This window comes from Undibacterium sp. SXout7W (assembly GCF_049339385.1).
Taxonomy (GTDB): domain Bacteria; phylum Pseudomonadota; class Gammaproteobacteria; order Burkholderiales; family Burkholderiaceae_D; genus Undibacterium.
Window position 1 is genome coordinate 460720 of sequence record NZ_JBMPPF010000001.1, and the last position, 13335, is coordinate 474054.

At 48.4% G+C, this 13335-nt stretch carries 9 protein-coding genes; 6 read left to right on the forward strand and 3 right to left on the reverse strand.

Going from position 1 to position 13335, the window contains the following annotated elements; all coding sequences use genetic code 11:
• Window positions 1–223: 223 nt before the first annotated feature.
• Window positions 224–2938 (reverse strand): heavy metal translocating P-type ATPase, encoded by a 2715-nt coding sequence (locus tag ACO0LB_RS02025; RefSeq protein WP_423045956.1) that lies wholly within the window; start codon window positions 2936–2938, stop codon window positions 224–226.
• An 84-nt stretch (window positions 2939–3022) separates the two neighbouring features.
• On the opposite strand from ACO0LB_RS02025, the gene ACO0LB_RS02030 reads away from it, so the two are divergent.
• Complete coding sequence (locus tag ACO0LB_RS02030) at window positions 3023–3472, forward strand: MerR family transcriptional regulator (protein ID WP_423045958.1); 450 nt, start codon at window positions 3023–3025, stop codon at window positions 3470–3472.
• A gap of 120 nt (window positions 3473–3592) precedes the next feature.
• On the opposite strand, the gene ACO0LB_RS02035 is transcribed toward ACO0LB_RS02030, so the two are convergent.
• Window positions 3593–4687, reverse strand: a complete 1095-nt coding sequence (locus ACO0LB_RS02035; protein WP_423045960.1) for an alkene reductase — start codon at window positions 4685–4687, stop codon at window positions 3593–3595.
• Between the two features lie 93 nt (window positions 4688–4780).
• Between ACO0LB_RS02035 and ACO0LB_RS02040 the strand changes: the two genes are divergently transcribed.
• Complete coding sequence (locus ACO0LB_RS02040) at window positions 4781–4915, forward strand: hypothetical protein (RefSeq protein WP_423045962.1); 135 nt, start codon at window positions 4781–4783, stop codon at window positions 4913–4915.
• Window positions 4916–4943: 28 nt separating this feature from the next.
• Here ACO0LB_RS02040 and ACO0LB_RS02045 read toward each other — a convergent pair whose 3' ends face one another.
• The gene (locus ACO0LB_RS02045; protein WP_423045964.1) at window positions 4944–5549 is read right to left on the reverse strand and encodes a TetR/AcrR family transcriptional regulator; all 606 of its coding nucleotides are present in this window, start codon (window positions 5547–5549) and stop codon (window positions 4944–4946) included.
• A 192-nt stretch (window positions 5550–5741) separates the two neighbouring features.
• Between ACO0LB_RS02045 and ACO0LB_RS02050 the strand changes: the two genes are divergently transcribed.
• From ACO0LB_RS02050 to ACO0LB_RS02065, 4 genes are all read left to right on the forward strand, one after another.
• On the forward strand, window positions 5742–8027 hold the full coding sequence (locus ACO0LB_RS02050) for a putative bifunctional diguanylate cyclase/phosphodiesterase (protein ID WP_423045966.1): 2286 nt from the start codon (window positions 5742–5744) through the stop codon (window positions 8025–8027).
• Between the two features lie 383 nt (window positions 8028–8410).
• Window positions 8411–10333: a PrkA family serine protein kinase gene (locus ACO0LB_RS02055; RefSeq protein ID WP_423045968.1), complete on the forward strand. Its 1923-nt coding sequence runs from the start codon at window positions 8411–8413 to the stop codon at window positions 10331–10333.
• Between the two features lie 59 nt (window positions 10334–10392).
• On the forward strand, window positions 10393–11664 hold the full coding sequence (locus ACO0LB_RS02060; protein ID WP_423045970.1) for a YeaH/YhbH family protein: 1272 nt from the start codon (window positions 10393–10395) through the stop codon (window positions 11662–11664).
• Between the two features lie 8 nt (window positions 11665–11672).
• The gene (locus ACO0LB_RS02065; protein ID WP_423045972.1) at window positions 11673–13214 is read left to right on the forward strand and encodes a SpoVR family protein; all 1542 of its coding nucleotides are present in this window, start codon (window positions 11673–11675) and stop codon (window positions 13212–13214) included.
• Window positions 13215–13335 lie beyond the last annotated feature (121 nt).

Sequence of the window (13335 nt, forward strand, 5' to 3'; positions counted from 1 at the left end):
AAAATCAGAGCAAAGCGTAGGGCAGACGAATGCTAGCCGGTGATGCTAGCAGCGGCAGATGACGTTAATGTGACAAGGGCGGAGCGTATGTGCCAGTGATGGATAATGTGAGGAAGACTACTAGATCTTGAATCTGCTTCTTTATTGTCGAGTGCATCGCAGGAAGCGCGTTGCACGCTTCCTGCTGTTGAGCTGTTGACCAGATGCCTGCGCTTATACTGAGTTACAGCTGAGTATGGCGCAGCCGTAGTGCATTACTGATGACGGACACTGAGCTGAGACTCATCGCTGCGCTGGCGATCATCGGACTCAGCAAAATACCAAACCAGGGGAACAGAATACCAGCGGCGATGGGGACGCCGATGAAGTTATAGACAAACGCAAAAAACAGATTCTGGCGAATATTTTTCATCGTATTCTGGCTCAGACTGCGCGCTTTGGCGATGCCGCGCAAATCGCCCTTGACCAATACCAAGTGAGCACTGTTCATGGCGACATCAGTACCTGTGCCCATGGCGATACCGACACTCGCTTGCGCCAGTGCTGGTGCATCGTTAATGCCGTCGCCAGCCATTGCTACTTGATGACCCTGTTCTTGCAATTGCTGCACAAAGCGGAATTTATCTTCAGGCATCACGTCGGCATGTACTTCATCGACACCGAGCTGGCTGGCGATCGCCTGAGCAGTTTGTGCATTGTCGCCAGTCATGACGATCACACGTATGCCTTGCTGCTGTAATTGCTGTATGGCTTGCTGGGTGCCTGCCTTGATGCTGTCGGCGACACTGAACAGGGCAACTGCCTTGTGTCCGACAGCCATCAACATCACTGTATGACCACGTTGCTGAAGAGCTTGAATCTGAGGCTGAAATTCGGTCAGCGCAATGCCTTGTTCACTGAGGAAGCCGGGTTTGCCAAGTAGCAGAATTTCACCTTGTTGGCTCAGCGCCGAGACACCTTTACCGGTGACGGCGATAAAGTTGCTGATGCTGGCTGTCACGGCCTGTTGCTGCCGTGCATAGTTGACGATTGCCTGTGCTAATGGGTGTTCGCTGTTTTGTTCCAGTGCCAGTGCCAGTCCGAGTAACGCTAGGCGATCTTCACCGCCGGCAGGAATCATTTCCTGCAGCGATGGCTTACCTTCAGTCAGTGTGCCGGTTTTATCGATGACCAGCGTATCAATTTTTTCTAAACGCTCCAATGCTTCTGCGTCCTTGATCAGCACGCCTTCGCGGGCGCCGCGACCAATACCGACGGTGACCGAGATCGGTGTTGCCAAGCCGAGTGCGCAGGGGCAGGCGATGATGAGTACAGATACTGCTGCCATCAGACCGTTCGCCAGTCCCGGTGTGGGTCCCCACAACGCCCAGACCGCAAAGGCAAGAAAGGCGATGCCAATGACGGTGGGTACAAACCAACCGGAGACTTTGTCCGCGAGTTTCTGAATCGGTGCCCGCGAACGGCTAGCCTGATTCACCAACGAGATGATTCTGGCCAGCAGCGTATCGCTGCCGATCCGCTCGGCGCGCATGGTGAAACTGCCTTGCTGATTCATGGTGCCGGCACTGAGTTGGTCACCCGGTTGCTTGGCAACTGGCACAGGCTCGCCGGTAATCATGGATTCATCGACATAAGAGTTACCAACTTCCAATACCCCATCGACCGGAATATGTGCACCCGGCTTCACCCGCAACATGTCGCCCATTTGTACGCTTGCCAGCGCGACCTCCTGCTCGACGCCATCAATCGCCACACGTATTGCCGTTGCCGGCGTCAGCGACAGCAGGGCTTTGATTGCGGTGTTAGTTTGGGAGCGCGCGCGCAGTTCCAGCACTTGTCCCAGCAGCACCAGACTGATGATGACTGCTGCCGCTTCGAAATACAGCGGCGCCATGCCGTGCATCTTGAAGGCATCCGGAAGGCTGTCCGGTATCAGTAAAGCGACCAGACTGAACAGATAGGCGGCTGCGGTGCCGACGCCGATCAGACTGAACATATTCAGATTACCGCTTTTAAAAGAAGCCAGTGCGCGGTCGAAAAATGGCCTTCCCAGCCATAACACCACCGGCGTTGCCAGTAGAAACTGTAACCAGTTAAACGCTGTCATTCCCAGCATATTGTGGAGCGATACACCTGGCAGCATATCGCCCATGGTCATCAGCAACAAAGGCAGACTCAGCACGATGCTGATTTTGAAGCGCCGCAGCATATCATCGAGTTCGCTGCTGTCTTCATGCATCGATGCTTCTTTTGGTTCCAGCGCCATGCCGCAGATCGGGCAAATGCCGGGGCCGACTTGCTCAATTTGCGGATCCATCGGGCAGGTATAGATCGCATCTTTGGCCGCGGGCGGCGGCGCAGGGCGCTTGTCTGGTTCCAGATAGATAGCGGGATCGGCACTGAATTTTTTGACGCAATGGGCAGAGCAGAAATAATAGCGTGTACCGTTGTGCAGATGCTGGTGCGGTGTCGTCTCGTTGACGGTCATGCCACAGACCGGATCCAGATGCTGACCCGCCGGATCGTGCAGCATCGCACTGGTTTCGGCATGTCCGCCACAACAGGATGCTGCTGGTGATGTTGGCTTACGGTGGATTTCCTTGACCGCTGTTGTCACCGGTGCTGCTGTGGTTGCGGCTATCGACGATGCTGTCGGGGTTTGGGATGTTGTCGCGATGCTTCCTATGCCGATGACTGGTTTGGCCCGTACATAGTTTTGTGGCGCAAGATTGAATTTGGTCACGCAGGACTGGCTGCAAAAATAATATGCCACACCCTGAAAGCGCGCAGTTTTTTCATCATTCTTGCTCACCTGCATGCCGCACACCGGATCGGTGTATTTTTTTTCGCTATATTTGTCGCTATTGGCTGTCGGTATCGACGAAGGAGTCGCTTGCGATGTCGCTGAACAGCAACTACCTGTGTGCTCGTGTGTCATGAAAATCTCCCTGGGTGAAGGATGACGGTAATGTTTTATGTATCATAGACCCTGTACCCAAGAACAGAGTCAAGGATTTTTATCATGTCTGAAGACAGGCAATATACCATCGGCCAACTGGCGAAAGCGGCTGGTGTCGGCATTGAAACGATACGCTACTACCAACGACGCGAATTATTGCCGGTGCCGAAGGTGAGCAGCGGTTTTCGTACCTATCCGGCAGCCCTGACGGAACGGATACGCTTTATCAAACGGGCGCAGGAACTGGGATTTACGTTGGAAGAAATTGGCAATCTGTTGCTGCTGGAAGACAGTGATGATCGCAAGGCGATACGGCATGTAGCGCAGGAACGTCTGACGCAGGTGCGTTCTAAACTGGTGGATTTACACCGTATGGAGAGTATGTTGTCGCATTTGATTCATGCCTGTGAATCGGCATCGACACAGGTGCAGTGTCCGATTATTCAAGCATTAGGTCAGGAGGTGGAGTCAGGAGCACCAGCGGTATGCCACGCGGCAGACCGGCTGGCTTGATAGTAGTCATTAGTGATCATGATGAGTAGTCATGATCACTAATCAACTTGCCGGATAGATTGCACATAAACGCCAAGCGTGGCGTGGGCGTTTCAAGTCTGCATTTCCGGTATTGACGAATTACATGAACGGATAATCGGTATAGCCTTTTTCTTCGCCGCCGTAGAAGGTGTTGCGATCAGCCTTATTCAGACTCGCGCCTGCTGCAAAGCGCTCCACCAGATCGGGATTTGCAATATAAGAGCGACCAAATGCGACGCTATCAGACAAACCACTGGCAATCAGCTCTTCTGCTTCGGCTGCAGAATAGCCGCCACAGCAAATCAGCGTGCCTTTGAATGTCGCGCGCAATTGTTCACGGAACGCTTGCGTCAGTTCCGGGCCGCCTGCCCAGTCTGGTTCTGCGATGTGAATGTAAGCGATACCGCGTTCATTGAATGCTTTCGCCAGATACAGTGCCATCGCATCGGCCTCAGTATCGGCAATACCATGCGCCACAAAATTAGGTGACAGGCGCACACCAACGCGATCCGCGCCGATTTCAGCAATCGCAGCATCGACTACTTCTATCGTCAGACGGGCACGGTTTTCGAGGCTGCCACCGTAGGCATCAGTACGCACATTGCTATTGGTCGACATAAATTGTTGCAACAGGTAGCCGTTGGCGGCATGGACTTCGACCAGATCAAAGCCAGCACGTTTTGCACGACGTGTCGCCTGACGGTATTGCTCTACGATTCCGGGTAATTCTTCGATGGACAAGGCGCGCGGTTCAGATGTCTGTACATTGGCTGGAGTGCCATCTTCCTGCACGACAAAACATTGGCTGTTGGCAGCGGTGATCGCGGAAGCAGAAACAGGCGCGGCACCATTTTCTTGCAATAAAGTATGAGAAATGCGGCCGACATGCCATAGCTGAATGGCGATCCGCCCCCCTTTTTCATGTACTGCATCAACGACATTTTTCCATCCTGCTTCCTGTGCATCAGTGTAGATGCCAGGAGTCCAGGCATAACCTTGTCCCTGGCGAGAAATCTGGCTGGCTTCTGTGACAATCAACCCGGCGCTGGCGCGTTGAGAATAATATTCAACGTTCAGTGCACGTGGAATGTCACCGGGTTGGCCAGCGCGGGAACGTGTCAAAGGTGCCATGACAACACGATTTTTCAGGCTGATGCTGCCGGCTTGAACAGGGGATAAGAGATGTTTCAGCATGTGTTTCTTTCAATTAAATTAGACCGGTCGTCTAGTCTTTGTTTCAAAAAAATGGGCGGCAGCCCATGTCTTGTTTTCCTGTATAGCGTCAGCATGATTGCTATTGCTATTGCTATTGCTATTGCTATTGCTATTGCTATTGCTGCTTTACTGTATTCTTTTGTTGAAATAATGATTTTCAATTCAACTACTTATTTCGATTATCGATTTCGTGGCGGCAGATCATGACGAGCCGCTCACGTAAGTCCTGACAAACTCAGATGAGTAACATCATTTCGGTCTGTCGATAAGCCAGATCCATAGATCGCAAATCGCGATTCACCTTGGACAGTAAGGACGCACCAACCCACATGCCGTACAGGGACTCCGCCAAAGTTTGCGGCTCAATGGTGGTAGCAATGCTTTGTTCTTGCTGTCCTTGTCGTATTAAGTCGGCTATCTGTAACGTAATCCTGCTCATTCCGTGAGAAAGAGCAAGGCGCATCGGCTCAGACAGATCGGCGACTTCAGCTGCTAACTTCACCGCCAGACAGGTTCCGTAGCAGTTGCTATGTGCAGCAGCTTTCTGCCATTGTCGAAAATATGTCAGTAGGCGCTCACGTGCAGACAATGCATCATGTTCAAACAGCGATTTCGATTGCTCACAATACAGACTGAAATAACGCTCTAACATTGCCACGCCAAAACCTTCCTTCGACTGGAAGTAATGGTAAAACGATCCTTTTGGCACTTCCGCCGCAGTCAGGATTTCGCTGAGTCCAATAGCGCTGAAACCCCGGCTCAATATCAGTTGCTGCCCGATCGCCAGTATGCGTTCGCGCGTATCCTGATGGCATGTGTTGGTTAATTCTGTCTTGTTCATTGTTTGATTATATTAGACCGGTCGTCTAGAAAACAAGAGTATTTTTAAAAATGGATCAATCTGAGTGCCCATCGTCCCAATGTAACATTCTTGTAACAATTACTGTTGAGGGCGTCTGAATTATGAGAAAATCAGCATTTCCGACTAGAGATACTATGTCGTTTCATTTATTTATTGTTTTTTACATATGACATGGGCCGCTGGTCTTTTTTAAAAGAAAGTGCTTTTTTCGCAGACGAACATTCCGATAGTAAGTTGAATGTGTTACGCGTCATGTTGTTGTCGGGATTTTTTCTCGAAATGGTGATTGCTTTGCATAGCACAGCATTAGCGTGGTCAGTGAACGCTTACCCTGTGTTAGCGGTGATGTCTCTGTTGTGCTCCTTGTTGCTGACAGGTGTCTATTATTCTTCTGTCAAATCGCGTTTTAGCGCTGCAACCCTGATTCTCTGTGTGTATATGGCTGCCTGGTCTGTTGATCAGTTATCCGCTCAAGACCATAGCGCAAGATTCGGTTTTCTCTTCATTGGTATTGCCCCTGTCATAGCGAGACTGTTCTGGGGGATGCGGTCAGCATTTGCACTGATCTCATTGAATATCATTCTTTTTATATTGTTGCTGACGGGCAAATCCCAGTGGCACCCTCAGGCAATGGTCACTGATTCTGTAACAGAGCCTTTGTATCTCCAGACGCTGATGTTCCTGTTTTTTAATATCTGTGTTCCTTTGACCATGTTCTGGGTTTTTTCTGCATTTGATAAAGCGGCACTGCGTATCAGGCAGGCAAATCAGGCGCTGGAAATCAGCCATGGTCAGTATCAGGAGATATTTCAGAATGCCGGTAGTGCAATTCTGTTGACAGATGCTGCCGGTAAGATTTTGCAGGCAAATCATCTGGCAGATATTTTGTTGGGGCGAGATAAAAATCCGGACGATGATCACACTTTATTCGAATGGCTGTCACTCGATAATAGTGTGCGCCTGAAACCCAGTGGCGCTGACGAATCGGCCAGTATGCGCATGTCCGCCTACCGCAATCGTGACGGAAAAATGGTGGCGGTCGAAAATATTTCCCAGACGTCGAACGATCATTATATTGTTGCTTTACGTGATGTATCGGGTTTGCACTCCATGCACAATGCATTGCAACTGAGTCTTGAGCGCGAAGGTTATCTCAGCAGTCATGATCCGCTGACCAATTTACCCAACCGCGACATGTTACGCGCCCATTTGGAAAGCATTCTCTCCGACCCTGATAATAATAAACTCACTGCACTGGTTTCCTTTCGCTTAAACAGTATACGACATGCGAATCAGCAGTTCGGCACCTACATGGGTGATGTATTGTTGCGTCGTTTTGCAGAAGAACTGAAGCGCGCCTTACCAGGAAATTGTTTTTGCGCGAGACTGCGTAGTATCGTTTTTTCATTTGTCGTCGATCATGCGCGTACACCAGGTGAAATTATCAAACTGGTAGAAAGAATACGTTTGGCATTACCGAAAGAAATTGAAATTAATGGCGAAAGTGTCCTGGTCCATTTTTCTGCTGGTATCGCGTTGATCCGACCAGAGGATTTGTTGGCAGATGATTTAATTCGCCGCAGCGAGGTAGCGCTTGATACTGCCCGTCGTTCCAGCGATCAGAGCGTAACCTTATTTGATGAAGATGATGCATTGCAGATCCGGCGCAGTGTGGAAATTGAAGTCGGTATCGTGAATGGTTTAAAGCAAAATGAATTTCGTTTGCTATATCAGCCCAAAGTGAATTATTGCGGCGATATCGCAGGCATGGAAGCTTTATTGCGCTGGAAATCGGCCAGTCTCGGTCATGTCCCTCCGAGTGAATTCATTCCTATTGCTGAGCGAGCCGGCCTGATCAGGCATATCAGCGATTTTGTTCTGGAGCAGACGTGCGCGCAAATTCGGCGCTGGCTTGATCAATTTGGTCGCTGCCCGACGATTGCTATCAATTTGTCTGCCAGCGATATTGCGAGAACAGATTTGCTTCAACTCATAGAACGGAATTGCCAGCGTTATCAGATCGCGCCTCATTTTCTGGAGTTTGAAATCACTGAAACAGGCCTCACTGCCAATGAAAGTTTGTCGATAGAGCATCTCGATGTGCTCAAGGCACGTGGATTTGGCATTGCAATTGATGATTTCGGCACCGGCTATTCATCGTTATCTAAACTCAGTCATTTTCCGGCGCATAGCGTCAAGATTGATCGTTCATTTGTGGCACAGATTGGTTACAACCAGAAGAGCGAGATGATTATCAAAGCGATCGTGTCGTTGGCAAATATTCTTTCCTGCACTACGGTCGCCGAAGGTGTGGAAAATGAAAGCCAAGAAGCCTTTTTGCAAGACGTTGGTTGCGAGTATTTTCAGGGCTATTATTACTATCGGCCAATAGAACCAGATGCAGTGGAACAATTACTGTTTCATACCGATGAGCATGCTGACTCATCAACACAATAACAATGGCATAACATTATCGCCGCGACGCAATTGCTCAACTATGCAGTAGCAACACCGCAGGCCGACAGCGCGTTTCAATAAAATTCCTTCATCGCCCGACAATCGTGATGACTCGTGAAATCGCCAATACAATTCCAGACTCGTTTTCTTCATACTGTATTTGCACGGCATCTTCTTATCTTACCGTATTCAAGCTTGCCGTAAACCATTTTTCACCTTGAATATTTGTGTTAAAAATGAGTTGGAAAAATGAAACATTTTTCTCACCACAGTTTGAAAATTTCAACTACACTAAAGTCGTAGTGTGCTGAGCAGCGAAGGTTTTTAGCGCTTATTCAGCCCGGTTCGGTATTGCAAGTTCACTGCTTTCCAAGGAGGTCAGGATGAATATCTTCGACAACTACGCCGCGCGTTACGAACGTACCCGCGAAGAAGAATACTCAATGCAAGAGTATCTGGAATTGTGCAAAAAAGATCATCTGCTCTATGCGTCTGCTGCGGAAAGAATGTTGGCAGCCATCGGTGAGCCTGAGTTGCTGGATACCCGACACGACCCACGCCTATCGCGAATTTTTTCCAATAAAGTGATTAAAATTTACCCTGCGTTCCGGGAATTTTATGGAATGGAAGAAGCGATAGAACAGGTGGTTTCTTATTTCCGCCACGCAGCGCAAGGGCTGGAAGAGCGCAAGCAAATATTGTATTTACTTGGCCCTGTTGGCGGTGGCAAATCATCCATCGCTGAAAAACTCAAAGCCCTGATGGAGCGGGTGCCTTTTTATTGCATCAAGGGTTCCCCTGTGAATGAATCGCCACTGGGTTTGTTTAACGAGGAAGAAGATGGTGTGATTCTCGAAGAAGATTTTGGGATTCCTCGTCGCTATCTGAAAACCATTCCAAGCCCTTGGGCAGTAAAACGCCTGCATGAATTTAATGGCGACATCAATCAGTTTCGTGTCGTTCGCCGCTATCCTTCGGTCTTGAAACAAGTTGCTGTATCGAAAACAGAGCCAGGTGACGAAAACAATCAGGATATTTCGTCGCTGGTAGGTAAAGTCGATATACGAAAACTCGAAGATTATGCGCAAGATGATCCTGATGCTTACAGTTATTCGGGGGGACTGTGTCTGTCGAATCAGGGGTTGATGGAATTTGTCGAAATGTTCAAGGCACCGATTAAAGTGCTACATCCCTTACTGACAGCAACTCAGGAAGGAAACTTTAAAGGAACCGAAGGCTTTGGTGCAATTCCCTTTGAAGGAATTGTGCTGGCGCATTCAAACGAATCAGAATGGAAAGCCTTCAGGAATAATAAAAACAATGAAGCATTTCTGGATCGTATTTACATTGTCAAAGTACCTTATTGCCTGAGGGTGACTGACGAAATCAAGATTTATGAAAAACTGGTTCGTACTTCATCATTGGCACATGCACCTTGCGCACCGGGAACCTTGAAAATGATGGCGCAATTTGCTGTCCTGTCGCGCCTGAAAGAGCCTGAAAATTCCAGTATCTACAGCAAGATGCAGGTCTATGACGGAGAAAATCTGAAGGATACTGATCCCAAAGCGAAATCGAGGCAGGAGTACGCCGACTATGCGGGGGTGGATGAGGGCATGAATGGTTTATCCACCCGGTTTGCGTTCAAGATTTTATCGAAGGTATTTAATTTCGATAACACCGAGATTGCAGCGAATCCTGTGCATTTACTATATGTATTGGAGCAGCAGATAGAACGTGAGCAATTTGCACCAGAAACAGAGCAGAAATACGTGTCGTATCTGAAAGAATATCTTGCTCAACGGTATGCCGAATTTATCGGCAAAGAAATTCAGACCGCCTATCTGGAAAGTTATTCTGAATATGGTCAGAATATCTTTGATCGTTATGTCACATTTGCTGATTTCTGGATACAGGATCAGGAATTCCGTGATCCTGATACCGGTGAAAGTTTTGATAGAGATGCACTCAATAATGAGCTGGAAAAAATAGAAAAACCGGCAGGTATTTCTAATCCTAAGGATTTCCGTAATGAAATCGTTAATTTTGTCTTGAGAGCCAGAGCGCAGAATGCCGGGAAAAATCCAGCGTGGACCAGTTATGAAAAATTGCGCACGGTCATTGAGAAAAAAATGTTTTCGAATACGGAAGAATTGTTGCCAGTGATTTCTTTCAATGCAAAAGCCAGTGCTGACGATTCGAATAAACATCAGGAATTTGTGGAACGTATGGTTGCCAAAGGTTATACCGCAAAGCAAGTCAGGTTGCTGTGTGAATGGTATTTGCGCGTCAGAAAATCGTCCTGACGTTACGATATATTGCCGTATGAAAGACAGCGCAGATTGAGGGCAAACGGGAGAGCATTTTGGTTCATCTGATTGACCGACGTATTCAAGGTAAAAATAAATCTGCTCCAAATCGTGAACGTTTTTTAAAGCGATATAAAGGACAGATTAAAGAGGCTGTTGCACGCGCCGTCAAAGGTCGCTCCATTACCGATATCGAAGGTGGAGAGCGTATTTCGATACCGGTAAAAGATGTGAGTGAACCTACCTTTGGGCATTCACATGGCGGTGTCTGGGAAGGCGTGCATCCTGGCAATGAACAATATCAGAAAGGTGATCAGGTCTCACGTCCGAAAGGCGGTGGTGGTGGCTCTGGCAGCGGGCAGGGCGGTAATAGCGATGATCCGGCAGAAGACGATTTTGTTTTTCAACTCAGCCGCGAAGAATTCATGAATTACTTCTTCGAGGATCTGGAATTGCCGAATATGGTCAAAACACAGCTGGCTTCCACGACAGATTTTAAAAGTCAGCGTGCAGGTTACAAGACCTCAGGAACTGCATCGAGCCTGCATGTGCTTCGTTCATTGCGCGGAGCTATGGGGCGCAGAATTGCGGTCGGTGGGAAATCAGCCCGCAGACTCAAGGAGGCAGAGGCAGAAATGGCTGCGCTGATGGCTGATTCTGTACCAGAGACGGATACTCGCGTGCAGGCATTACGTCATGAAATCCACCACTTGCGAACCCGCTTGCTGGCGATTCCTTTTCTTGATCCTTTCGATCTGCGTTACAGTAACCGCGTGAAAGTGCCGAAGCCAGCCAGTCAGTGTGTGATGTTCTGTCTGCTGGATGTTTCCGGGTCGATGGACGAGCAGAAAAAAGATATTGCGAAGCGGTTTTTTATTTTGCTATATCTGTTTCTGACGCGCGCTTATGAAAAAATTGAAGTTGTATTTATTCGCCACCATACTACTGCGATGGAGGTGGATGAAGATGCTTTTTTTCACTCGCGTGAATCGGGTGGAACGATAGTTTCGTCGGCACTGAATTTATTGACGCAGATTATTCGCGACCGCTATGGTGCTGGCGATTGGAATGTCTACGTTGCGCAGGCTTCTGATGGCGATAACTGGGATAACGATTCGGCTACTTGCCGTGAGATATTAAGTAATACGATCATGCCGCTGGTGCAGTACTACGCGTACGTAGAAATCACCGAAGGACAGCCGCAGAATTTATGGTTGGAATATGAAAAAGTCGCTGCCCGTCATCCGCATTTTGCGATACAAAAGATAGAAACGCCTTCAGATATTTATCCTGTTTTCAGAGAGTTGTTTAAGAAACAGACGAATTGAGGACCATCATGGATACCAGCCATGTCAGCCCCAGAAAAAAACATCCGAATGCTCTGCCAGAACAATCGGAATGGACCTTTGAGTTAATCGAACAGGCGCATGAAGAAATACGCCGTGTCGCCAGCAATTTTGGGCTCGATACGTATCCGAATCAGCTCGAAATTATCACTGCAGAGCAGATGATGGATGCCTATGCGTCAGTTGGTATGCCGGTCTCCTATAACCACTGGTCTTTTGGTAAGCATTTTTTATCGACAGAAAAAAGCTATAAGCGTGGGCAGATGGGGTTGGCGTATGAAATCGTCATTAACTCCAATCCCTGTATTTCTTATCTGATGGAAGAAAACAGTCTGACGATGCAGGCACTGGTCATCGCCCATGCGGCATATGGACATAATTCTTTTTTCAAAGGGAACTATCTGTTCCGCACCTGGACCGATGCTGATGCCATTATTGATTACATGGTATTCGCCAAAAATTATGTTGCCGATTGCGAGCAACGTTACGGTGCAGAAGCGGTAGAGCTGGTGATTGATTCTTGTCATGCATTGCAAAATTATGGAGTGGATCGTTACAAGCGGCCAGCACGTATTTCTTTAGCGGAAGAGCGTGAGCGGCAGGCAGATCGTGAACGCTATATGCAGTCGCAGGTCAATGATTTATGGCGAACTTTGCCGCGCCGCGCTGAAGCGCCGGAAAGCATAGAAATACAGCGTTTTCCACAAGAACCCCAAGAAAATTTACTGTACTTTATTGAAAAATATTCCCCGTTGTTGCAGCCGTGGCAGCGTGAAATTGTGCGGATTATCAGGAAAATTTCGCAATACTTTTATCCTCAGAGACAAACACAGGTCATGAATGAAGGATGGGCTACATTCTGGCATTACACTATCTTGCACCAGTTGTATGAGGAGGGTGTTGTTGGGGATGGCTTCATGATGGAGTTTTTACAAAGCCATACGAATGTCGTGTATCAGCCACCCGTCAGTAGCCAGTATTTTAATGGCATTAATCCTTATGCGCTGGGCTTTGCGATGATGCGTGATATCCGGCGCATGTGTGAACAGCCGACGCCAGAAGATCGTGAATGGTTTCCTGATATTGCTGGAACCGACTGGCAAAAAACCTTGCAATTTGCCATGCGAAACTTCAAGGATGAGAGCTTCATTGCGCAATATCTGTCGCCCAAAGTAATTCGGGATTTTCATTTTTTTGCGATTCTTGACGATGATAGTAAAGATAAATTGCTCGTGTCTGCAATACATGATGATGCTGGCTACCGAACGATACGACAGCAGCTTGCCGGTCAGTACAATCTGGGCAATCGAGAGCCGGATATTCAGGTTTGGTCAGTCGATATGCAAGGTGATCGTGCGATCACGCTCCGTCATAGTCAGTATCTGCGTCGTCCCTTGAATGCACAGACCAACGAAATGCTCAAACATGTGGCGCGTTTGTGGGGATTTGATGTCTATCTGGAAACCGTAGGGCAGGACGGGCAGGTACTCAAACGGCAGGAGTGCAAGTGGGAAAAACGCGGCAGGGCCTAGACACTGTGCTTGTGAATGATTGCCACCGCTAAAACAGCGCTTCTTGCCGCTGCCAACGTTGCTGCTATCGGACATCTGTAAATGTCGATAGCCGTCTGCAGGCCGATCGGATAGAATCGTC